Origin of the sequence: Streptomyces sp. NPDC005863 (assembly GCF_042871345.1) — a bacterium.
Classification (GTDB): domain Bacteria; phylum Actinomycetota; class Actinomycetes; order Streptomycetales; family Streptomycetaceae; genus Streptomyces.
Window position 1 is genome coordinate 86,253 of record NZ_JBIAII010000004.1, and the last position, 22,595, is coordinate 108,847.

At 72.6% G+C, this 22,595-nt stretch carries 20 protein-coding genes; 10 read left to right on the forward strand and 10 right to left on the reverse strand.

Annotated elements, in window-relative coordinates; translation table 11 throughout:
* Nucleotides 1-137: 137 nt before the first annotated feature.
* The 5 genes from ACFYO9_RS16640 to ACFYO9_RS16660 all read left to right on the forward strand — a co-directional run bounded on the left by ACFYO9_RS16640 (nt 138) and on the right by ACFYO9_RS16660 (nt 4,463).
* A complete protein-coding gene (locus tag ACFYO9_RS16640) occupies nt 138-1,478 on the forward strand; it encodes an APC family permease (protein ID WP_355809745.1) in 1,341 nt (446 codons plus the stop codon).
* 103 nt (nt 1,479-1,581) lie between these two features.
* Nucleotides 1,582-2,490 (forward strand): AraC family transcriptional regulator, encoded by a 909-nt coding sequence (locus ACFYO9_RS16645; RefSeq protein WP_358778919.1) that lies wholly within the window; start codon nt 1,582-1,584, stop codon nt 2,488-2,490.
* Nucleotides 2,491-2,615: 125 nt separating this feature from the next.
* The gene (locus ACFYO9_RS16650) at nt 2,616-3,080 is read left to right on the forward strand and encodes an SRPBCC family protein (RefSeq protein WP_358778918.1); all 465 of its coding nucleotides are present in this window, start codon (nt 2,616-2,618) and stop codon (nt 3,078-3,080) included.
* Between the two features lie 79 nt (nt 3,081-3,159).
* Nucleotides 3,160-3,612: an SRPBCC family protein gene (locus tag ACFYO9_RS16655; RefSeq protein WP_355809737.1), complete on the forward strand. Its 453-nt coding sequence runs from the start codon at nt 3,160-3,162 to the stop codon at nt 3,610-3,612.
* A 149-nt stretch (nt 3,613-3,761) separates the two neighbouring features.
* Nucleotides 3,762-4,463, forward strand: a complete 702-nt coding sequence (locus ACFYO9_RS16660) for a GNAT family N-acetyltransferase (protein ID WP_358778917.1) — start codon at nt 3,762-3,764, stop codon at nt 4,461-4,463.
* 21 nt (nt 4,464-4,484) lie between these two features.
* On the opposite strand, the gene ACFYO9_RS16665 is transcribed toward ACFYO9_RS16660, so the two are convergent.
* From ACFYO9_RS16665 to ACFYO9_RS16680, 4 genes are all read right to left on the reverse strand, one after another.
* Nucleotides 4,485-5,840 carry a phosphatase PAP2 family protein gene (locus ACFYO9_RS16665; protein ID WP_388666372.1) on the reverse strand — a complete coding sequence of 452 codons (1,356 nt, stop codon included), beginning with the start codon at nt 5,838-5,840 and terminating at the stop codon, nt 4,485-4,487.
* 105 nt (nt 5,841-5,945) lie between these two features.
* Nucleotides 5,946-6,563, reverse strand: coding sequence for an SUKH-4 family immunity protein (locus ACFYO9_RS16670; RefSeq protein WP_358778916.1), 618 nt, complete (start codon nt 6,561-6,563; stop codon nt 5,946-5,948).
* A gap of 224 nt (nt 6,564-6,787) precedes the next feature.
* Nucleotides 6,788-7,180, reverse strand: coding sequence for a peptidase inhibitor family I36 protein (locus ACFYO9_RS16675; RefSeq protein WP_358778915.1), 393 nt, complete (start codon nt 7,178-7,180; stop codon nt 6,788-6,790).
* Between the two features lie 88 nt (nt 7,181-7,268).
* Entirely contained in the window at nt 7,269-10,583 is a 3,315-nt protein-coding gene (locus ACFYO9_RS16680) for a LuxR C-terminal-related transcriptional regulator (protein ID WP_358778914.1), read from the reverse strand.
* Nucleotides 10,584-11,097: 514 nt separating this feature from the next.
* Here ACFYO9_RS16680 and ACFYO9_RS16685 point away from each other — a divergent pair.
* Entirely contained in the window at nt 11,098-12,699 is a 1,602-nt protein-coding gene (locus ACFYO9_RS16685) for a S8 family peptidase (protein WP_358778913.1), read from the forward strand.
* A 69-nt stretch (nt 12,700-12,768) separates the two neighbouring features.
* On the opposite strand, the gene ACFYO9_RS16690 is transcribed toward ACFYO9_RS16685, so the two are convergent.
* The 3 genes from ACFYO9_RS16690 to ACFYO9_RS16700 all read right to left on the reverse strand — a co-directional run bounded on the left by ACFYO9_RS16690 (nt 12,769) and on the right by ACFYO9_RS16700 (nt 15,833).
* Nucleotides 12,769-13,272 (reverse strand): metallophosphoesterase, encoded by a 504-nt coding sequence (locus ACFYO9_RS16690; RefSeq protein ID WP_358778912.1) that lies wholly within the window; start codon nt 13,270-13,272, stop codon nt 12,769-12,771.
* 12 nt (nt 13,273-13,284) lie between these two features.
* Nucleotides 13,285-14,838: a glycine betaine/L-proline transporter ProP gene (gene proP, locus ACFYO9_RS16695; RefSeq protein WP_358778911.1), complete on the reverse strand. Its 1,554-nt coding sequence runs from the start codon at nt 14,836-14,838 to the stop codon at nt 13,285-13,287.
* Between the two features lie 200 nt (nt 14,839-15,038).
* Nucleotides 15,039-15,833, reverse strand: a complete 795-nt coding sequence (locus ACFYO9_RS16700; protein ID WP_358778910.1) for a SigB/SigF/SigG family RNA polymerase sigma factor — start codon at nt 15,831-15,833, stop codon at nt 15,039-15,041.
* 340 nt (nt 15,834-16,173) lie between these two features.
* Here ACFYO9_RS16700 and ACFYO9_RS16705 point away from each other — a divergent pair, with 340 nt between their 5' ends.
* On the forward strand, nt 16,174-16,401 hold the full coding sequence (locus ACFYO9_RS16705; protein ID WP_358709296.1) for a DUF5133 domain-containing protein: 228 nt from the start codon (nt 16,174-16,176) through the stop codon (nt 16,399-16,401).
* A gap of 145 nt (nt 16,402-16,546) precedes the next feature.
* Here the strand turns inward: ACFYO9_RS16705 and ACFYO9_RS16710 are convergent, their stop codons facing one another.
* A complete protein-coding gene (locus ACFYO9_RS16710; RefSeq protein WP_358778909.1) occupies nt 16,547-17,152 on the reverse strand; it encodes an NAD(P)H-dependent oxidoreductase in 606 nt (201 codons plus the stop codon).
* Nucleotides 17,153-17,211: 59 nt separating this feature from the next.
* On the opposite strand from ACFYO9_RS16710, the gene ACFYO9_RS16715 reads away from it, so the two are divergent.
* Both ACFYO9_RS16715 and ACFYO9_RS16720 read left to right on the forward strand, forming a co-directional pair.
* Nucleotides 17,212-17,334, forward strand: a complete 123-nt coding sequence (locus ACFYO9_RS16715; RefSeq protein WP_388666375.1) for a hypothetical protein — start codon at nt 17,212-17,214, stop codon at nt 17,332-17,334.
* 73 nt (nt 17,335-17,407) lie between these two features.
* Nucleotides 17,408-19,021 (forward strand): AMP-binding protein, encoded by a 1,614-nt coding sequence (locus tag ACFYO9_RS16720; RefSeq protein WP_355809712.1) that lies wholly within the window; start codon nt 17,408-17,410, stop codon nt 19,019-19,021.
* 155 nt (nt 19,022-19,176) lie between these two features.
* Here the strand turns inward: ACFYO9_RS16720 and ACFYO9_RS16725 are convergent, their stop codons facing one another.
* On the reverse strand, nt 19,177-20,154 hold the full coding sequence (locus ACFYO9_RS16725; RefSeq protein WP_388666425.1) for a helix-turn-helix transcriptional regulator: 978 nt from the start codon (nt 20,152-20,154) through the stop codon (nt 19,177-19,179).
* A 134-nt stretch (nt 20,155-20,288) separates the two neighbouring features.
* Here ACFYO9_RS16725 and ACFYO9_RS16730 point away from each other — a divergent pair, with 134 nt between their 5' ends.
* Nucleotides 20,289-20,690, forward strand: a complete 402-nt coding sequence (locus tag ACFYO9_RS16730) for a RidA family protein (RefSeq protein WP_358775680.1) — start codon at nt 20,289-20,291, stop codon at nt 20,688-20,690.
* A gap of 109 nt (nt 20,691-20,799) precedes the next feature.
* Here the strand turns inward: ACFYO9_RS16730 and ACFYO9_RS16735 are convergent, their stop codons facing one another.
* On the reverse strand, nt 20,800-22,521 hold the full coding sequence (locus tag ACFYO9_RS16735; protein ID WP_358775682.1) for an ABC-F family ATP-binding cassette domain-containing protein: 1,722 nt from the start codon (nt 22,519-22,521) through the stop codon (nt 20,800-20,802).
* Between the last annotated feature and the right edge of the window lie 74 nt (nt 22,522-22,595).

The following is a 22,595-nucleotide window of genomic DNA, read 5'->3' on the forward strand; positions in this document are numbered from 1 at the left end:
CGCCGACCGCTCCGGATCGGCCATCGCCCACCGCGCCGGGTCGTCCGGCTGGGCCCCCGCCGGACACCCGCCCCCGCCTCCCCGGCATCCAGGGGAACCTCCGCCTGCCGCGCCCTTCACGGGGTACATGACTCTCCGTGAAAGCTCCCCTCCCGACTCCCGCGGCCCAGGACGCCCAGCCGTCCCTCAAGAAGGCCCTCACCACACCGCTGCTCTACTTCTTCATCCTCGGCGACGTCCTCGGCGCCGGCGTGTACGTCCTGGTGGGCCAGGTCGCCGCCGACGCGGGCGGCGCCGTGTGGGTGCCGCTGCTCGTGGCGCTGTGCCTGGCCCTGCTGACCGCCGCCTCGTACGCGGAACTCGTCACCAAGTACCCGAGGGCGGGCGGCGCGTCGCACTACACGACCCTGGCGTTCGGGCCCTTCGCCGGGTTCCTGGCGGGCTTCTGCATGCTCGCCTCCGGCATCGTGTCCGTCGGCGCCCTGGCCCGCGGCTTCGGCGGCGACTACCTCACCGAGTTCGTCACGCTGCCCGTCGTGCTGGTCGCGATCGTGTTCCTGGGCGCGCTGGCGCTCCTGAACGCGCGGGGCATCAGCGAGTCGACCCGCGCCAACGTCGTGGCCACCGTGATCGAGGTCGGCGGACTGCTGCTCGTCATCGGGCTCGGCGCCTGGATCGTGCTGCGGGGCGACGGGGACCTGGGGCGGCTGACCAAGCTGGGCACGGCGGACAAGGGGCCCGCGGCGGCCGTCCTGAGCGGAGCGGTCCTCGCCTACTACTCGTTCGTCGGCTTCGAGACCTCCGTGAACGTGGCGGAGGAGACCCGGGACCCGCGCCGTTCCTACCCCCGGGCGCTGTTCGGCGCGCTGGTCACGGCGGGCATCGTGTACGCCCTGGTCGGAATGACGGCCTCCGCGGCGGTACCGACCCGCATTCTGACCGAATCCAGCGGGCCGCTCCTTGAGGTCGTCCGCGCGGCCGGTGGCGTCCCGACGGAGCTGTTCAGCGCGATCGCTCTGGTGGCGGTGGCCAACGGCGCCCTGCTCACCGGCATCATGGCCTCGCGGCTCGCCTACGGCATGGCGCGGGACGGTCTGCTGCCGCGCTTCCTGACCCTGGTCCTGCCGGGCCGGCGCACACCGTGGGCGGCGATCGCCGCGACCACCCTCCTCTCCCTCGTGCTCGCGCTGACCGGCGACGTGGCCACGCTCGCCTCGACGCTCGTCCTGCTCCTGCTGGTGGTCTTCCTCCTCGTCAACGTGTCGGTCCTGGTGCTGCGCAAGGACCCGGGGGAGCGGGAGCACTTCCGGGTGCCCACCGTCCTGCCGGTGCTGGGCGCCGCCTCGTGCGTCCTGCTCGCCACGCAGGTCGAACGCGACGTATGGGTGCGCGGACTGATCGTCCTGGGCGTGGGAGTGGTGCTGGGTGCGGTCGCGGCGTACCGCAGGCGCCGTGCGGAGGGCGTACGCGAGGGCTGAGGGGGCGGAGCCGGGCCGCAGGGAATGGAGACGGGCTTCAGGGACCGGACCCGGGCCGCAAAGAGCGGGTCGGCGTGGGGCGGCGGTCGGTAGCCTCGACGCCATGGTGTTCGACTCCACCCGTTTCGATCTCCGGCCCTACGTCGGCTTCGACATGGCGCGCTACGTGCGGCGCACGTACTGCAGTTGGGAGGCGTTCGGCTGGCGGTCGCTGCTGGTCCAGCGGTTCGAACACGTTCCCGTGGCCGACGACATGGAGCTGCCGGGCGCGGCCGACCTGCACATGGTGCTGCCCGTCGGCGGTCGGGCCGTGATGGAGTCGCGCAGCGGTGGCCGGGCGGTCCGCTCCGCCTGGACCCCGGGGCGGGTGCAGTTGGGCATCCCGGACCGGCCCGTCCTGCGCCGCTACCGCGGGGACGGGGCGATGCGGAGCGTGCAGGTCCATGTTCCGCGCGACACGGTCGATTCGGTCGCGGCACGGCTGGGCGGCGGCCCGGTGGACTTCGAGGCGATGGCGGCGTCCCTGGCCGCGGGGGACCCGCTGATCGAGGAGACCGTCCGCGCGCTCGGCACGCCGGGCGGGGACGACGGCGGCGAGCTCTACGCCGAGTCGGCGGCCGCCTTCCTCACCACTCACTTGCTGACCCGCCATGCGCGAGGGCGGAAACGACGCACGGACCCGTGCCCCGCGACGCGGGAGGACGCACGCGTCGGCGCGGCCGTCGCGATGATGCACGACCGCCTGGCCGACCCGCTCACCCTGGCCGAGCTCGCGGGGGAGGCGCACATGAGCGTCTACCACTTCGTCCGGGTCTTCAAGGCGGCGACCGGAGCGACCCCGTACAGGTTCCTCACCCGGCTGCGCGTCGAGGAGGCGCAACGGCTGCTGCGCGGCACCGACTTGGCGATCGCCCAGATCGCGCCGCGGGTCGGCTTCGCAGGACCGGGCGCTCTGTCGGCCGCCTTCCTCCGGCAGACCGGAGTGCGCCCCTCCGCGTACCGCAATTCCTGACCGGAGGACCGCAATTCCACGCATGGGATCGGTGCCGGTCCGTCCCTAGGGTTGCCTCATGATCAACCCCTGACCGGCCCGGCCCCGTCCGGTTCGGTCAGCCGGACATCGTGAGGAGTCCCGGAATGCAGTCGTACGACGTCACGGCCGACTCGACGGCCCCGCCCGCGGCCGTGTGGTCCCTGCTTCTCGACCCGCTGAGCTGGCCCAAGTGGTCGCGCATCGACGCGCTGGAGGCGGCGGAGTCCCGCGACCTGTCACCCGACGGACGCGACGGCGTCGGAGCGACCCGGGCCTTCCGCACCGGCAAGGTCGTCACCAAGGAGCGGATCACCGGCCTCGAACCCGTCCACCGGTTTCGCTACGAGGGCGTGCGGATCGCGCAGATGTCGCGGTACCAGGCCACCATCGAGCTGGATGAGCTGCCGGGCGGCGGAACCAGGATCCACTGGCACGGGACCTACGTGGGCAGCCGGGGGACGCGCCGGCTCTTCCAGTGGTACCTCCGCCGCTTCATGCGGGCCATGGCGGTCGGGCTCGCCGAGTACGCAGGGCGCACCCGCGAGATCGATGAAGTGGTACGGGAGTGAAGCCGGAGAGCCAGGGCACTCGCGTGGAAGGAAAGTGGTGATCCACCACTTCACCGGTTCACGAGGAAGGGTGTCATTCGTGTCGCAAGTCGAAGAGTCCGTCGAAGTCAATGTGCCGGTGCGTACGGCATACGACCAGTGGACCCAGTTCGAGACGTTCCCCGAGTTCATGGACGGTGTGCAGCGCATCGAGCAGCGCACCGACACGCTCACCCACTGGGTGACGAAGATCGACGGTGTGGAGCGGGAGTTCGACGCCGAGATCACCGAGCAGATCCCCGACGAGCGGGTCGCGTGGACCACGGTGGACGGTCAGGCCAAGCAGGCTGGCGTCGTCACCTTCCACCGCCTGGACGACGAACGCACCAAGGTCATGCTGCAGCTCCACTACGAGCCCGAGGGCATGGCCGAGAAGGCCGGCGACAAGCTCGGTTTCGTCAAGCGGCAGGTCACCGGGGACCTGGGGCGGTTCAAGGAGTTCATCGAGCGGCGTGACGGAGTGGAGACCGGCGCCTGGCGCGGCCAGGTCTGACCCCTCGTACATCCCTCACCCGCCAGCGCGAAGGCCCGGACCGCGAGGTCCGGGCCTTCGCGTAGGCGGGCGGGATGCGGCCTGCCGGCCGTGGCCGCGTGCGGCCCCCGCCGTCGTCGCGAGGACCCCTGGATGCGAGGATCCGGCGAGTGAACAGTGATCTCACCGTGCTCGACAACCCCGTCGCCGAGTCGTTGCTCGCGGCGCACGCACATCTGGCCCGGCGGACCGGACAGGCGGCGACGTACCTGCCGGGCGTGGCGACCTTCTGCGCCCTGCCGACCGAGCCGGGCCCGGCGGACTGGGCGGACCTGGCGCGGCTGCTCGGCCACGGCGGCTTCGCCGACATGTTCAGCAACACGGCGCTGCCGCCCGCGGACTGGGAGCCGGTCTTCGAACTCGAAGGACGCCAGATGCTGTGGCGCGGGGGACACCCGACCGGGGAGTCGCGCCCGGCCGACGGCGTCTCCCTGGTGGAGCTCGGACCGGACGACGTGCCCGAGATGCTCGACCTCGTCGAGCGGGCCGAGCCGGGCCCGTTCGGGGCGCGCACTCGCGAGCTCGGCACCTACCTCGGGATCCGCGCGCAAGGAACGCTGGTGGCGATGGCGGGCGAACGGCTCCGGCCGCCGGGCTGGACCGAGATCAGCGCCGTGTGCACGGCCCCCGAGGCGCGCGGCCAGGGCCACGCCGCCCGGCTGGTGAGCGCGCTGGTCGCGCGGATCCTGTCCGGCGGCGAGCAGCCGTTCCTGCACGTCGCCGAGGCGAACGCCGGCGCCATCGCCCTCTACGAGCGCCTCGGCTTCAAGACCCGCGCCGCGGTGACTTTCCGCGGCTTCCGCACCCCGTGAGGCGCCGCTGACGCGGGTGCCTCAGGCCAGCGCGGGCTGGGGCTCCGGCTGCTGGGGCGGTGCGGCCTTCGGGTCCCACTGCCGGGTGGTGCGTACGTAGCCGTAGATCACCGAGGCCATCGCCAGGACGAGGAGCGGGCCCGCGAGCCACGCGTGCTCGGCCATTTCCACCGGCAGATAGCGGTACGACACCAGGAGCGCGGCGAAGACCGTGGTGCCGTAGGCGACGAACCGGGTGGCCGACCGGTCCCAGCCGCGGTCGAGGGCGCGCAGGGCTCCCTCGATCGTGAGCGCGAACACCACACCGGCCAGCAGGTCCACGCCGTAGTGGTAGCCGAAGCCGAGCGTCGCGCCGAGCGTGCAGACCAGCCAGAACGTCCCCGCGTAGCGCAGCAGGCGGGGGCCCTTGCGGGAGTGGATGAAGATCGCGGTGGCCCACGCCGTGTGCAGGCTGGGCACGCAGTTGCGCGGGGTGAGCCCGTCGTACGGCACCGGGTGCGGGATGCCGAGCGCCGGGGGCGTGTGCGGCCATAGGTCGGCCACCGCCCACTCGACGCCGCCGGTCCCGGAGGTGCCGGGACCGTACGCGAAGATCGGCCCGACCACCGGGAAGATCATGTAGATGCCCGGCCCGATGAGCCCGATCACCAGGAACGTGCGCACCAGGTGGTGGCTCGGGAAGCGGCGCTCGGACGCCACGTTGCGCAGCTGGTAGAGCGCGACGACGATCGCGGCGACCGCGAGCTGGGCGTAGACCAGGTCGAGGACGTAGGTGCCGATCGGCGCGGTGGTCTCCAGGAGCCGGCCCGCCAGCCACGACGGGTTGCCGAGGGCGTGGTCGGCGGTCGCCACGTACGGGTCGAGCACGTTCGGGTGGGCCTTCGCGGTGATGAGCAGCCAGGTGTCACCGGTCTTGCGCCCGGTCACCAGCAGCAGGCCGAGTCCGACGCCCTTCAGGAGCAGGACGCGCTCCTGGCCGCTGCGGCGGGTGAGGGCGATGACCGCGCAGCCGAGGATCACCCACAGCGCGCCGTTGCCGAAGAGGCGATCGGAGGGGGTGTGCAGGCCCGCCGCCCAGCGCACCAGCGCGAACATCAGGTCGATCCCGACGGCGGCGCCCACCGCGATGAACCGCTCCCGCCAGGTGAGGACCACCATCGTCAGCGCCATGCCGCCGTACAGCGGCCCCGGCTTGGGCGGGAAAATCACCTCGCGTGCCTGATCGGTGATCGGGCCCGGGCTGCCGTAATGACGCGCGGCGAGCTCCAGCGCGACGAGGAACCCGAGGGCCACGACACCGGCCGCGGTCCAAAGAACGATCCGTGGTCTGCGGTCCGGGGTGAGGTGCGTGGCGTGGCTTATTCGGGAGGAAAACACGGACCGATCATGCCATCGGGGTGACGGGAGGAGTGCGGCGGTGGGCTCGGAGGCCCGACCGCCCGTGGGGGGTACGGGCCGTCGGTGGGCGGGGCGGGCCGGCCGTCACCCGTAGAGCGAGCGGGCCCCCGGGGAGTCGCCGGTGAAGCGTTGGCCTGCGGCGATCTCCTCCCCGACCACCGACCAGGTCGTCTCGTCGTCCCGGAAGGGGAGCGGGTCGACGGCGTGCGTCGCGTCGCGGATGGCCTCGACCTCACGCTCCAGGCGCTCGAAGTCGGCCTCCTCGTCCCCGTCGTCGCCGCTGAAGGTGAACTCCTCCAGGAGGCGCTGGAGCCGGGCCGCGAGCCGGACCAGGGAGGAGACGTCGGTGTGGAGCTGCTCGGCGGTTCCCTCGTCGGCGTCGAAGGCGTACACCGTGCCCGACGCGGGGTCGAGGGCGACATGGGCGTTGAGCAGCCAGCCGATGACGGGCCACCCGCCGGCGTCCGGCGAGACGTCCTCGTGGTCCTCGGCGTGGACGGCGTCCCGCACGAGGGGCAGCGTGCCCGCTTCCTCGTCCGGCTTCCGCAGGTGGAACGTCCCGGTGGGGACGCCGACGGTCTGCAGGAGGCGGGCGCCTTCGGTGTCCACGGCACAGGGAGGGAAGGCGGTGACGGGCAGCGTCGCGAGACGGTCCTCGCCGAAGATCTCGGCGAGGCCGCCGCGGGTGACGTCGAAAAGCACGGGCCGGAACTCCGAACTGCGCGGCGCCGCCCGGCGCCGGGAAACTCTGGCTGGACGGAAGCGGTCACAGCGACAGCGGTGCGGATCGGGGCGCTTCCGGCGACCGGCGCTCACGCGCCGCCACCGCCCCGACGCAGGCTCTCACGTGCCGCTGGAGCCCGGCCCTCCGGGTCGGATCAGCACGCCATCGAATCAGTGCGCCGTTGAATCAGTACGCCACCGGATCAGCACGCACCGACCCGCAGCGAGCTGATGTTGTCGTTCCGGTTGTACTGGGAGGTGTCGCCCCGCCAGTTCCCCACCGGCCACGTGGCGCCGTCTCGGTTGATGTTCAGCCAGGTGCAGAAGGTCTTGCCGGTCCTGTTCCACACCGAGGAGATCTGGTCGTTCAGATTGAAGTCGCGAAGGTCGTCGGAGCCCACCTGGAACCGCGCCATCCGGCCCCACCCTCCGGCGTCCTCCCAGGCGCAGAACCAGCCGACCGGGCAGTCCTGATAAGCGGTGATCGACACATCCGTCGCCGCCGGGGCCGTGGACGCCTGGGCGGCGGGAACCGATACGAGCACTCCGGCCGCGGCGAGTCCCACCGCGGAACAGAGTCGTGTGAACCGTTGCATGAGGGAAGTGCCCTCCTTCGATTCATGTGCGTGTGATGCCGGGGAAGTCCGGCCCTCCGCCCGCTGCGCGCAGAAGAGCGCGGCGTGCTCAGGTGCATTGTCGCGGTGACTCCCACGGGGTGCCCTGGGCGCGTGTGACTCTGGCCGAAAAGCAGTCCTCGCCCGTACGGCCCGCCAGGGCGATGCCGGTCCGGGACGCGACGTTCAACTTCCGCATGATGCGCGCCACATGGTGCTCGACGGTCCGGGTCGACAGCACCAGGCTCTCGGCGATCTCCCGGTTCGCCCGCCCCTGGACGACGAGTTCGGCCACTTCCCGCTCGCGGGGCGAGAGCTGGTCGCCGTACCCGAGGCGGCCGCGGCGGTGGGTGGTGACGATGTCGTGGCGGCGCAGCAGCCGCTGACAGCGGGCGACGTCCCAGCGCGCGCCCAGTGCGCGGTAGGCCTCGACGACGTCCTGGATGACGCCGGCCGCGGACACGACGTCCCCCGCCGCGCCGGGCGGATCCAGCAGACAGCGCCCACGAGCCTCCGCCGCCCGCGCGGCGTCGAAGGGCCGGCCGAGCCCGCGCCACCGCACCTCCGCGTCCTCCCACAGACCGACCGCCTCGTCCGTACGCCCGTCGGCCTCGGCGAGCAGCGCCCGGCACATGGTCAGCGCGGCACGTGCGGCGGGCGCGTCGAGACGCCCGGTCGCCGCGGCGAACTCGGCGACGAGCCGACGGGCCCGCCCGTCCTGCCCGCTGCCGCACAGGGCCTCGACCGCGGTGGGCGCCACCTCGCCGGCCCACACCCAGCCGCCGGTGCGCTCCAGGCGGTGCAGGGCCTCCTCCACCGCCTCGCACGCCTGGCCGGGCCGCCCCGCCTCCAGGTGCACGCGGGCGGTGGCGGCGGCAGCGGCGGTGAGGATGACGCCGGTGTCGTAGCGCGTGGTCCCGGCCGCCTCCGCCAGGTCGCGGCGGGCCCGCGGGACGTCACCGAGGACGTGCAGTGCGGTCAGCCCGCGGACCAGCATGGCCTCGGCGGTCAGATCGGGTATCTCCGCGTAGTGCCGGGTGGTGCGGTCGGCCGCGTCGTGCAGCCCGTCCCACCGGCCCTCGTGCCAGCCGAGCACCAACTGGGCGGTCCGCGTGAGCCCTTCCAGGTACGGACTGCTCGTCTCGGCGAGGCCGTGGGCCGCCCGCGCGAGGAAGTCGCGGGCCCGCGCGTCGTATCCGAGCGCGGTGGCCGCGTGCGCGAGGTTGGTCCAGCCGCGGGCGTGATGCGCGGCTTCCATGGCGGTCGCGGCCGGACCGCGCAGTGCTTCGGCCGCGGTCCAGGCGCGGGGGTCGCCGAGCAGCATCAGCGCGGTCGCGCGGTTCGCGGCGATGGCGGCGCGGGCACCCGGCTCCGTGACCTGGCCGTCGAGCGCCTCGCACCGGGCGAGCCAGTGCAGGTGGCGGTCGACCGGCCAGCCCTTGATGGACGGAATGGCGGCGACCGCCATGGCGCGTGCGGCGGTCTGCGGGTCCGTGAGCTCGAGGTCGGGTATGGCGCGGGCCACCTCGTTCAGGCTGTCCAGCGCGCCTCCGCTCTGGTTGCGGAGCACGACGCTCAGGTGCAGCCGGATCTCGCCGCGCAGCCGCGGCGGCGGGTCGTCCTCGTCGAGTACGCGCCGCACGGCGGCGACCACGCGCCCGTCGGCGCGGGCGAGTTGGGCCGTGCGCGCGAGCTTCGCCGCGGTACGGATACGGCCCGCGGCGCGCGGGTCCTCGTCGACGGCGCGGGTGTAGAGGCTGGTCGCGGTGGAGTAGTCGCCGGCCGTGGCCGCCCGGTCGGCCGCCGCCACGAGGCAGCGCACCCCCTCACGCACGCGTCCGGCAGCCCGGTACAGGCGGGCGAGGTCGACCAGCGGCAACGGACCGTCACCCCCGCGGTGCAGGGCCCGCGCGGCGCGCAGACTCAGCCGGGCAAGGCGGGGCCCCGGCATGCGCGCCAGCGCGGCGCGGCGGTCCAGCGGATGGCGGAAGTCGGGGTGGCGACCGTCGGCCCGCAGCACGGCCTGCCGCACGCACATCTCCACGGCCGTCTCGGCGCGGTCGGCGGCGACCTGGCCCACGTCGGCGAGCACGGAGACCGGCGCGGGGCGGCCGAGCACCGCCGCGGCCTCGACGATGCGCAGGGCGTCCTCGTCGAGACGGGCGTACCGCAGGGCGAAGTCCCGCCGGAGTGGGGGCGGAACGCCCACGGACCGTACGGCCGCGAGTACGGAGTCCGCGGCCGGAGGCGTGTGGTCGCCGACGAGAGCCGACGCCGTCTCCGTCGCGCCGGTGAGGTCGTCGGCGGATGCCGCACCGTGCGCTCTGTAGGCGTCGACCCCTGCGGCCCATTCGTACGGCGAATCGCGCTCCCGCCGGCCGTTTCCTCCCGCGGTCGTGGCTGGACCGGCGCTCCCGATGTCCCGCACGTTCCGGCCGTCGACCGCGATCAAGGGCGCTCGTCGGGTGCCCTGTGCCGGAGCGCGCAGCAGCTCCCCGGCGGCCCGCAACAGGATCTCGGCCACCTCCGGGAGGCCGCCGGTCCGCTCGTGCACGAGGACGACCAGGTCGTGCAACTCCTCGACACGCTGCGGCCGGTGGGCGTGCAGCCATCGGCGTACGAACTCCTCCGTCTCCTCGCACGTCCAGGGCCGGACGGAGATCTCCGCCACCGGGGTCCGCGCCGCCAAGCCGACCCCGAAGAGCGGCAGCCCCGGCGCGGCGTCCTCGGTGACGACCAGCCGCAGCCGGGGCGGCATCGCGCCGATCAGGTGGTGGAGCAGGGCGAGGGTGGCGGGGTCGGCGTGGTGGACGTCCTCCACGACCAGGACGCAGTCCCCCAACGAGGCCAGCAGCGCCCCGACGGCACGCGGCAACAACGCACGCCATGACGCCGGGTCGGCCGCCGCCGCGGGCGGTTCCGGCAACCGCTCGGCCAACTCGGGTACGAGGAGTCCCACGACCCCGGCGACGTCGGGGAGGGACGGCTGCGGGCCGACGGGACGGCACGGCAGCCCGGCGAGGGCGTCGGCGAGGGGGGCCAGCGCGAACGCGGGGGTGCCGGCTCCCTCCGACGCGCCGGCCCACCCCGCCCTCGGGCCGGCGTCGACGCTGTCCCACCCCGCCCCCGTCACCCCCGGGCACGTCCCGCGCAACTGCGTCCACCCCGTGAACTCCGGCTCATCCAGGACCTCGTCCACCAGGCGGGACACGCCCGTTCCGCACTCTCCTCGCACCACCGCGAGCACCGGGCCCGCGCGCAACGCCTCCCGCAGGCGCCCGGTCTCCTCGGCTCGGCCCACGGAACCGCCTCCCTCATCGGCCGCCGCCTCCACGTCCCACGCGGAGTCGGAGGAACGGTCCGCATCGAAGAAACGTCGGGTCACGGGTCCGCCTCTCGCCTGCCGGTGCCCCCGGGGATCCGCCCTCGGCGAGGAGCCGGCCTCTCGCCGGTGCACGGCGTTCGTTGAACGGTGGTCTACCCGGCGGTGAGGCGGCCTCGCAATAGGGGTCCACCACCTACGGAATGACGACGCCCGCTGTCAGGCAGGCCGTCAGACCGGTGGTCGGGTCGGCCGAGGGGCCGGAACCGCGAGAGGTGCGGACCGGTGCGTCGGCCCGCACGCCACTCATTGGGTAGCGCTACGGATTGCTGTGCCGCCTCCGTGAGGCCGAAGCTCTGCCCGTCCGGTGACGCCACCTCGTACGTCCCGGCCCCCCGCAGCACCCGTCACTCCTGCACTACTCGTAACCCAAGACCCACTCGTAATCCCCGCACCGCTCATACCCGCGTCCCACCCGCACACATCGCCCTGTCATGCACATGGCAGCCGTGCGGTTCAACCCCCACAACACGCACCGCACCGCGCGGCCCCCCATATCCGAGTCCGAGGAGACCCCATGAAATTCGACGCTCGCGTCGTCCGGCGCATGCTCGCCGTCGGCGCAAGTACCGCCCTGCTCGCGGGAGTTGCCGCGACCTCCGGTGCCGCTGCCGCCCCTGTGCCGCCCGGCGACGGCGAGGGCCGCATCGTCGGGGCGGACCGTCCCGGCGCCGTCGACGGCTCGTACATCGTCACCTTCAAGAACTCCGTCGCCCGCGCCGACATCCCGGCCTCGGCGAAGGCCCTGGCCAAGGAGCACGCGGGGAGCCTGCGCTACACGTACACCGCCGCCCTGCGCGGCTTCGCCGTGCGGATGTCGGAAGGTGAGGCGAAGGAGCTGGCCGCCGACCCGGCGGTGGCCCGCGTGGAGGCCGACGCCGTCGCCCACGCGGTCGACACGCAGACCAACCCGCCCTCCTGGGGCCTGGACCGCGTCGACCAGCGCGACCTGCCGGTCGACAAGAGCTACACGTACGACACGACCGCCTCCGGCGTGAACGCGTACATCGTCGACACCGGCATCCGCATGAGCCACCGCGACTTCGGCGGCCGCGCGGTGAGCGGCTACGACTTCATCGACGACGACTCCAACGCCTCCGACTGCCAGGGCCACGGCACGCACGTCGCCGGGACCGTCGGCGGCGGCGCGTACGGCGTCGCCAAGGGCGTCAAGCTGATCGGCGTGCGCGTGCTGAACTGCCAGGGCACCTCGGGCGACACCTGGGCCCCGGTCCTCGCCGGCATCGACTGGGTCACCAAGAACGCGGTCAAGCCGGCCGTGGCCAACATGAGCATCGGCGGCGGTAAGACCCAGTCCGTCAACGACGCCGTGGCCACCTCCATAACCTCCGGGGTGACATGGGTCGTGGCGGCCGGGAACAACAACGCCGACTCGTGCTCGTACTCCCCGTCCTCCACCCCGTCGGCCATCACGGTCGGGGCCACCAACAGCCGGGACGCCCGCGCCACCGGCTGGTCCAACGGGCAGGGCTCCAACTACGGTTCCTGTCTGGACATCTTCGCCCCGGGCGACAGCATCGTCTCGTCCTCCAACTCCGGTGACAGCGCCTCGCAGACGATGAGCGGCACCTCCATGGCCTCCCCGCACGTCGCGGGCGCCGCCGCCTTGCTGCTCGCCGCCCATCCGACGTGGACCCCGGCCCAGGTCCGCGACCAGCTGGTCACCGACGCCACCTCCGGCAAGGTGACCGACCCGCGCACCGGCTCCCCGAACAAGCTCCTGCACACGGGCGGCGACAGCACCCCGCCCACCGGCAAGAAGTTCGAGAACACCGACGACTACCCGATCCGCGACAACGCCACCGTCGAATCGCCGCTCCCCGTCACCGGCGTCACCGGCAAGGCCCCCGCCGGCCTGTCCGTGACCGTGGACATCCGGCACACCTACCGCGGCGACCTGAAGGTCGAGCTCGTCGCGCCCGACGGCACCGCCTACCTCCTTAAGAACTACGACAGCGACGACAGCGCCGACGACGTCCGGGCCACCTACCGCGTCGACGCCTCCAGCGAGACCGCCGACGGCACGTGGAAGCTGCGCGTGACCGACAACTGGACGAATGACACCGGGACGATCGGCGCCTGGGCGCTGCAGTTCTGAAAGTTCGCAGAGAGCCCGCCCCGTGGGGCGTCGACCGTGCACGCGCCGGTCGGCGTCCCGTCGGCGCGCTCAGCGCCTCGGCGGCAGCCGGTGCAGGGTCACCTCGTGCAGCGCCGCGTCCGCGACCGTCAACGTGAGGAACGTGCAGAACGGCTGGCGCCTGCGGTCGGTGGGGGAGCCGGGGTTGAGGAGCCGAAGGCCACCGGGCGCCTCCGTGTCCCAGGGGATGTGGCTGTGCCCGAACACGAGGACGTCGAGGTCGGGGAAGCGCTCGGCGCACCGGCGTTCGCGCCCGGTGGCCGCCCCGGTCTCATGGACGACACCGAACCGCACCCCGGCGAGCTCGGCCCGCTCGACCTCGGCGAGCCGACGGCGCAACGGCGGCCCGTCGTTGTTCCCGTACACGGCGATCAGCCGGCGCGACCTGGACTCGAACAGATCGAGCGTGGGTTCGTCGATCCAGTCGCCGGCGTGGATCACCACGTCAGCCCGGTCGATCTCCGCGAGCAACGCGTCCGGCAGACGCTTCGCCCGCGCCGGCACATGGGTGTCGGAGGTCAGCAGAAGCCGCATGGGGTCAGCATGTCACTCGTCGTCCTTGCCCGAGCGCCGCTTCCCGGCATCCCCGCGCCGGCCGCCCCGGGGATGCCACAGCCGCAGCCACACGTCGCGGGCGTGCCGGCCCGCCTCCGTACGGCTGCGCGCCACCACCTCGCGCGCCTCGTCGTGCGTCTCGACCATGGGGCCGGAGCCGCGCAGGGGGCGGCCGGCCGTCTCGTGCAGGAAGGACGTCGACACCAGGCCGATCGCCCCGGCCACCATCAGATAAAAGGCCGGGACCAGCGTGTTGCCGGTGGAGTCCACCAGGTACGAGGCGAGGAGCGGGGTCGTACCGCCGAAGATGGAGACGGAGATGTTGTAGGCGATCGACAGGGCGCCGTACCGCAGCCGGGTGGGGAACAGGGCGGGCAAGGTGGCGGCGGCCGTTCCGGCGAAGCAGACCAGGAGCAGCCCGAGGATCACGCAGCCGAACGCGGGCAGCAGGATCCCGCCCTCCCGGATCAGCAGGAACGCGGGCACGGCGAGGATGATCATGGCGATGCTGCCGACCATGAACATCGGCCGCCGGCCCCACCGGTCCGAGCTGCGCCCCACGGTGGTGATGGCGAGGACCACAAGCAGCATGGTCCCGAGGACCAGGAGCTGCGCGGTCGTGTCGCTCTCCCCGAGGGTGACCGTCATGAACGTCGGCAGATACGACGTCACCATGTAGTTGGTGACGTTGTAGAGCAGCACGAGGCCCATGCAGATCAGCACCGCCTGCCAGTGCCGGGCGAAGATCTCCCGGAGCCGGCCGTGGCCGGACTGGCGGGCCTGCTCGACGGGGTCGCTCTCGCCGCGCTCGGACTCCGCCTCGCGTTCGGCGGCGGAGCTGGCCGCCTCCTGCTGGAACGCGGGCGTCTCCTCCAGCTTCATCCGCATGTAGAGCCCGATGAGGCCGAGCGGTCCCGCGACGAAGAACGGGATGCGCCAGCCCCAGCTCTCCAGGCCGTCGGTCCCGAGCGTCAGAGTCAGCACCGTGACGAGACCGGATCCCAGGGAGTAGCCCACGAAGGTGCCGAAGTCGAGCCAGCTGCCGAGGAATCCGCGCCGCTGGTCGGGTGCGTACTCGGCGATATAGGTGGTGGCACCCGCGTACTCGCCGCCCGTGGAGAAGCCCTGGACCAGCCGGCACAGGAGCAGCAGCAGCGGCGCGGCGAAACCGATCGAGGCGTACGTGGGAAGCAGGCCGACGGCGAAGGTGCTGGCCGCCATCATGATCATGGTCGCGGCGAGCACCCGCTGCCGGCCGATCCGGTCGCCGAGCGGCCCGAAGACGAGGCCGCCGAGCGGACGTACAAGAAACGCCGCGGCGAAGGTGGCGAACGTGGAGACCACCTGGGCGCCCGGCGAACTGGAGGGGAAGAATACTTTTCCGATGGTGCCCGCCAAATAGGCGTAGACACCGAAGTCGAACCATTCCATGGTGTTGCCGAGCGCGGCGGCCGTCACGGCGCGGCGCACCTTCGGCCGGTCCGAGACCATCACGTCCTCGGTGCTGAGCGTCTTCTTCCGGCGGCGCAGCAGTGTGCGGGCCATACGGTCCGTCGCCGAACGCGAGGCGCGCGATTCGCTCTCCGCCGCACGGGGTTTTCGGGGCGTGCGGCGTGAGGGGCCTTTCACCATGGAGCTTTTCTCCTCTTGCCTGCCGAGAGGAAGCCGTGTCGCCGCAAGTCTGGGCCGACCGGGGACGACCGGCAAATCGTCGGGCGGCCCTCTCGAGCAGGCGCTGAGGGTTCTCAGGCCGCTTGGCGGGCGGAGGCGTGGCCGAGCGCGTGGGCGCGGACCTGCTCGCAGCTGCGGGTGATCAGCCGGGAGATGTGCATCTGCGAGACGCCGATCTCCTCCGCGATCCTGGACTGCGACATGTCCTCGAAGAACCGCAGATAGAGGATGGTGCGTTCGCGCTCGGGAAGCTTCTCCAGGCCGCCCCGCGCGGCCTCCCGGTCGGCGATCAGATCGAAGCCGGGGTCGGCGGCGCCGAGGGTGTCGGCGAGGCTGTAACCGTCCTGCGCGGCGCCGATCTCGGCGTCCAGGGAGAGGCTGCTGTGGCTCTCCAGGGCCTCCATCCCGTCCCGGACCTCGTCCGACGTCAGACCGGCCTGCACGGCGAGCTCGTCCACCCCGGGCTCGGCGGGGTGGCCCGGCTGGTTCATCAGGTCCTGGTGGGCGACGCGGACCTTGTTGCGCAGCTCCTGCACCCGGCGCGGCACGTGCACGTCCCAGCTGTGGTCGCGGAAGTGGCGGCGCAGCTCGCCGGTGATGGTGGGGACGCCGTACGACGGGAACGCGCCGCGGTCCGGGTCGTACCGCTCGACGGCCTTGACCAGACCGAGGGCGGCGACCTGCTTCAGGTCGTCGAGGTTCTCGCCCTTGTTGCGGAAGCGGCCGGCGATGCGGTGCGCCATCGGCAGCCAGGCCTCGACCAACTCCTCGACCAGTACGTCGCGTTCGCGGCCCACGGGAGTGGCGGCGAGACGGCGAAAGGCCTGCTCGGTGTCGGGGGCATCGTCATGGGCATGGCGGTTAGTCATGAGCACTCCTCATCACTGGGGTCAGCGGGGGTGGCCCACGGCATGAGCCGTGGCCTTCTCCTGGAGGAGCGCCTGTTGTCCCAAGCACTCGACGACCGCCTGCCCTGCGTCTCCGGCGGCAAACAGACTTCCGGACGAAAAGGATCAAGTGAGGGCCGGCCGGCGGGGGCGGCGGAGCCGACCGGTCGACGCGGGACGTCCGGTCCTCGACTGGAGCGGCGGGGTTGCCGGGGGGACAATGCTGGGGGGCGGGAGAGTGCCGACCCGGATTCGGGGCACAAGGGGCGGAGCGATGCCCCGTGTGAGTGGTGGCGATGAGTGGCTATGAGGGAGGCCTCTGATGCTGTTGGCACATCCGATCGTGCTGAAGAACCTGGTGGAGCAGTACGAGACGCTGCGTACCCTGCACGCCGAGAAGGGCACCAAGGAAGCGCGTCAACGCATGGAGGACGTCGCCTACACGCTCTGTGTGTCCACCGGCACGCGTGACATCAAGGCCGCCCTCGCCGCCGCCCGCCACCAGCTCTCCGCGGCTCAGGTCGGGGACGGCCCCGTCGCCACCGCGTAGCAGCGGGCGAAGCAGCAGAGGGCGGACGAACGCCGGACACGACGAAGGGCCCGCGCCGAAGCGATCGGCGCGGGCCCTTCGCGGTGCCACGGATTGCGGTGCCACGGATTGCGGTGACCCGGACGCGCCGGGACCCCGAGGCGGACTACTGGGCGGGCGCCTGGAACGGCGCGTCACGCAACAGGCGGGCCAGGTGCACCGTGTTCGCGGCGAGAGTGCGCGTCGTGCCCGCGACGCTGTCGGGCGTCTCGTCGAGGTCCTGGTAGTCGGTGCCCTGCATGGCCTCGCCGACCCAGTACGTGACGGCTCCCGGCGCCAGCGAGAAGCCGACGTCGTTGAGCCCCTGGAAGACGTCGGCGCTCACGTTGTGCGCGCCGTCCTCGTTGCCCACCACCGCGACGGCGGCCGCCTTGCCGTAGAACAGCGGCCGTCCCTGGTCGTCGGTCTCGGAGGAGTCCGCGTTCAGGCGCTCCAGGACGCGCTGGCAGATGCTGGACGGGTGGCCGAGCCAGATGGGCGTGGCGATCAGCAGGATGTCGGCCGCGAGGACCTTCTCGCGCAGCGCGGGCCAGGCGTCGCCGTCGCCCATGTCGACACCGATGCCGGGCTTCACGTCGTGGTCGGCGATCCGCACCGACTCGACGGTCACCTCCCGCTTCTCCAGCTCGGCGAGCACCTGCCCGGCCAGCTTCTCGCTGCTGGAGGCGGAGGGGGACGGGGAGAGGGTGCAGACGAGTGCCAGGGCGCGCACGGTGGCTCCTTCACGAAACGGTGGCGGACAGAGTGGAGAAACCTCCAGTCCCCTTGATCGTGACCCTGAAACGTGCCACCCGCACGGGCAGAGGCGGCGGAGCGGCGGTGGGGCGGTGCGGCGGATCGGCGGTGCCGCGCATCGTCGGTGCGGCGGAGCGGCGGATCGGCGAGGCCGAATAGTACTCCGTCGACTCTTGGCCGAAGTCGCCCCCTGCGATGCCAAGGTTCCGCCGCGGCATGTTTGCATATGTCCATGATCGTTAAAGCACAGCAAACCTCGAATCCACGGACGTACGTGGACCGGATCCTGGAGCACTGGCAGGAGAACGAGGACGCCGAGGCCCTCGTCCAGGGCGCCCAGCGCCTCACCCGGGGGGAGGCCAGGCGCCGGCTGTTCGGCCTGGGGCACGCGCTGCGCCGCCAGGGGCTGCGGCCCGGCGACGGAGTAGGGCTGTTCCTGGCCAATCGTGTGGACTCCGTCCTGGTCCAGCTCGCGGTCCACCTCATCGGCTGCCGTGTCGTGTTCCTGCCGCCCGAGCCCGGTCCCGGCGAACTCGCCGCGCTGGTCGAGCAGTCGCGGGCGCGCGCCGTCGTCACCGACCCGCTCTTCGCCGAGCGTGCCGCCGACGCGGCGGGCCGCAGCGTCCACGCCCCCGTACTGCTCAGCCTCGGGCCCTGCGCGCAGCCGTGCACGGACCTGCTGGTCGAGGCGGCCGAGTGCCCGACGGAGCGCCCCGAGGGCGTGCCCGCCCCGGCGCCGGACGAGGCCGTCACCGTCCTGTACACCGGCGGCACCCTGGGCCGCCCCAAGCTCGCCGCGCACAGCCACCGGCTGTACGACGCGCTGGTGGGCCGCATGGACGACGGTGAGGACGGTTCCGGTTCCTCCTTCTTCCCGTCCATGGTCGCGGACACGGACCGCGTTCTCGCCGCGACCCTGCTCACGCACGGCAGCGGCCACCTCACCTCGATCCAGGCGCTGGTGACGGGCTCCGCGCTCGTCGTGCTGCCCGAGTTCGACGCGGGCGAGGCGGTGCGGGTGCTCCGCGAGGAGCGCATCACCACCACGATGTTCGTGCCGCCGATGATGTACGCGGTTCTCGACCACCCCGAGGCCGCGCCGGGCTCCTTCCCCGCCCTGCGACGCGTCGTCGTCGGCGGAGCGGCCACGTCGCCGAGCCGGTTGCAGCAGGCCGTCGAGGTGTTCGGTCCGGTGCTGGGGCAGGGCTACGGCCAGTCGGAGGCGCTCGGCATCGCCGCGTTCGGCGTGGACGACCTCGCCTCGGAGGGCGCCCGCCGCCCCGAGCTCTGGCGCAGCTGCGGCCGCGCCATATGCGACGTCGAGATCGAGATCCGCGCCGAGGACAGCACGGAGGCGCTCGCCGTACGGCAGGTCGGCGAGGTGTGCGTCCGGGGCGAGACGGTGATGCTCGGCTACTACGAGGACCCCGAGCGCACCGCACAGGCGATGCAGGACGGCTGGCTGCGCACCGGCGACATGGGCTACCTCGACGCGGAGGGCTACCTGTACCTCGTCGACCGGGCGAAGGACATCATCGTCACCGGCAGCACCAGCGACAACGTCTACTCCAGGGTCCTGGAGGACTTCCTGCTGACGCTGCCCGGCGTGAGCAACGCGGCGGCGCTCGGCGTGCCGGACGAGGAGTTCGGGGAGGCCGTCCAGATCTTCCTCGCCACGGCCGAGGACGCCGAGGTCGACCCGGAGGAGGTCGGCGCGGCGGTGACCGCGGAGCTGGGCGACCTGTACACGCCCCGCAAGACGGTCCTGCTTGACACACTGCCGACGACGAAGGTCGGCAAGGTCGACAAGAAGGCGCTGCGCGCCGCGTGGGTGAACGCGGCGTGAGTACCCGCTAGCCACACCGGAACCGGAGCCGTCACCCACGCGCCGACCACCGGACCCCACCGTCGCCGTCGCCGTCACCGTCACTGTCACCTCCCGCCCCACCCACCCGGGCCGCTCCCGCAGGCGACCCGGCAGGGGTGGCCGGTGCGCCGGTCTCAGGGCGACGGGTCTCCGTAGCGAGCGGCGACGGCTGCGGCGCGATCGCGCAGGGCCGTACGCAAGGAGCGCGGATCCAGGACTTCGGCCTCCGTACCGAGCTGCCACAGCGCCCACTCCGCGTGCCGAGCGTCTTGGAAGACCACCTCCAGCCGCAGCCAGCCGTCCGCGCCGGATTCCCCGGCGCGGACGGCCAACGCTGTGCCCACGAGTTCATCCCGCCGCGTCTGCAATACCCGTACCAACACTGTGAGTTGGTCGCCACGGGCCCGAAACTGGGCACTGCGTTCCTGCCAAACCCGCGCCAGGTCGACTCGATCCGGTCGCTGTGCCGGTTCGGCCCCGGCCTCGGCGGCCAAAATCCGGGACAGCCGGTAAGTGCGGTCCTCGCCGGACCTCCGGGCCAGCAAGTAGCCCTGGCCGCGCACGGTCACCAGGCCGATCGGGTCCACCGTGCGCCACGTCGGGTCCCGGCCCACGGCTGCGTAGTGGATGCGCAACTTGCGCCCGTCGAACACCGCGTGCCGCACCTCGGCTGCCACAAAGTCGGGCATCTCCTCGGTGACCTGCCGACGGGAGAGAAGGTCGGCCTCGGGGTCGACGAGTACGCGTTCGGTGACCTCGACCGCGCTGTGCCGTTGGCTGCCGGGCAGCGCGTCGATCACCTTGAGCATGGCCGAGGCGAGCGCCGAGCCGAGGCCGAACGCCTGCGCGCCGCGCCGCGATCCGGCGACCAGCAGGGCGAGGGCCTCGTCCCGATGAAGACCGGTGAGGTCGGTCCGGAAGCCAGGAGACAGGGCGAAGCCGCCGTGCCGACCGCGCTCGGCGTAGACCGGAACACCGGCCGAGGACAGCGCCTCGATGTCGCGCAGCACGGTGCGGGTGGAGACCTCCAGCTCGCGGGCGAGCGTGTCCGCGGTGAGCCGACCACGCTGACGCAGCAGCAGTACCAGCGAGACCAGCCGGTCGGCACGCATGCGAAAACCCCCGTCGAACGAATACATGACCAAGGATGTCGTGATTCGTTGCGAGGCTCGTCCGTACGACGTCGGGGCCGGCGGTTCCCGGCCCGAGGAACGTACGTACTCCGCACGCAACGAATGGAGCTGACGTGGCAGTCGAACGCAGAGCGGTCAACCCGGTGACATGGTCCGTGGAGAGGGGATTCAACCAGGGCGAGGTCGTCTCCGGGCACACCAGGACCCTGTACATCTCCGGGCAGACAGCGATGAGCGGCGACGGCAGGCCCCTGCACGAGGGGGACATGGCGGGGCAGTTGGCGCTTGCCGTCGACAACCTGGAGGCGGTGCTCGCCGAGGTGGAGATGACGCTCGGGAACCTCGTCCGGCTCAACGTCTACGCGACCGACGTCGACCTGCTCTTCCCGCACTACGGCGTACTGGCGGCGAGGCTGGCCGCCGCCGGAGTGGCGCCGCCCACCACGATGCTCGGGGTGTCCCGGCTGGCGATCCCCGGCCAACTGGTCGAACTCGAGGGGACCGCCGTCGGGTGAGCCGGGTGAGCGGTTGAACCGCGTGCATCTGTGAACCGGGCGGACCACCACCTCGGCGAGGCACCTCCTCCCGTCAACCGCGCACCCCCTCGTCGCCCCGCCCCCGCCCCTACCCCAGCCGCAACTCACGTCCCTGCCACCGGCGGCGGAGCCAGCGGTCGTGGCTTGCCAGCGCGATTGCGCCGGGGCCGCTGCCCAGGGCCTCCTCCAGTTCGTCGCACAGGCGTGGGGAGAGGTGGTTGGTGGGCTCGTCGAGCAGGAGCAGGTGGGGTGGCCGGGCCACCAGCAGGGCGAGCGCGAGCCGTCGACGCTGCCCGACGGACAGCGAGCCAACCGGTTTGCCCAGGTCAGCCGCGTGCATCAGGCCGAGCGAGGCCAGCGGGGTCACCTCGGCCCGCTGCGAGCCGAGGGCCAGTTGGTACGTGTCCCGTACCGTACGGTCGGGCCGGTCGAACACGGTGTCCTGGGTGAGCAGCCCCACGGTCAGGTGATGCCGTCGACGCACCTCGCCCTCAGCGGCCAGGCGTCCCGCCAGCACGTCGAGCAGCGTCGACTTGCCCGCGCCGTTCGCCCCCGTGACCAAGAGCCGGTCGGTCACCGACACGTCCAGGGCATCCAGTGCGAGTCGGCCCGGCACCCGTACCGCCCGTAGCGCGACCAGCGGCTCCGCCACCGGGTCCTCCGGCGAGGGAGCCCCCTGCACCGGCGCCTGGGCCGCCAGCGTCTTGGCGGCGAACCGCAGGGGCCGAGGCGGCGCGGCCACTTGGACGCGCTCCAACTCCTCCAGACGCCGCATGGCATTGCGCACCCGGCGGGAGATCTGGCTCTGCACCCGCCCCGCCCGGTGCCCGTACCCCATCTTCTCGTTGTCGCGCGGTCCCCGGTCCGGGGCGACCCGGCGCGCGGTGACACCCGCCGCGCGCCGCAACTCCCGTAGTTCTTCCTGCTCTTCGGCGTGACGCTGCTCCCAGCGCGCCCGCTCGGCGCGCTTCGCGCCCATGTAGGCCGTGTAGTTGCCGCCGTAGCGGACCGGACCGTCCACCGCCGGGTCGAGGTCGATCAGGTCGGTGCAGACCGAGTCGAGGAAGGCGCGGTCATGGCTGGCGGCCACCACCGTGCCCGGCAGGGCGCGGAGTTGCTCCTCCAGGAAGGCGGCCGCGTCGTCGTCGAGGTGGTTGGTCGGCTCGTCGAGGAGCAGCGCCGACGGCCGGCGGACGAGCAGCGCGGCCAGGGCGAGCCGGCCGCGCTCCCCGCCCGACAGCGTGCCCAGCGTGCGACGGTACGCGACCGCGCCCAGGCCGAGCCCGTCAAGGACCAGGCCGGCCCGCCGGCCGGCGTCCCAGGACTCGCGGTCCTGGGCCTGTTCGAGGCGTCCGCCGTACGCGTCGAGGAGATCCTGATGGCCGGGGGAGTCCACGGCGGTACGGGCGAGCTCCTCGCTCAGCCGTTGCAGCTCCGCCAGGTCCTCGCGGGCCTCGCGCAGCGCGTCGTCGAGGACCGCGGCGACGGTCGAGCCGGCGTCGAAGGGCATCTCCTGGTGCAGGAAGCCGAGGTCGGCGGGGCGCGAGACGCTGCCGACGTCGGGCTCGTCCGCGCCGGCGAGCACCCGCAACAGGGTGGACTTGCCGACCCCGTTCTCGCCGATCAGCCCGATGCGGTGGCCGGGGGACGCGGTCAGGGAGACGCCGTCCAGAACCCGCCGCCCGCCGAGAACGCGGACGATCTCGTGGGCGAGCAGGGCGGATTGGGGCTGTGCCCGAACCCGGGGAGGGGAGGGCTGGGGGGATTGAGATGGGGACTGGGGCTGGGACTGGGAGTGGGAATGCGGCATGGGGAACCGTCCTACGGAGTCGATCGGTGGTCGGCCCGCCGGGCGCGGCACGCCTCGGCGCGGGCCACTGCGCT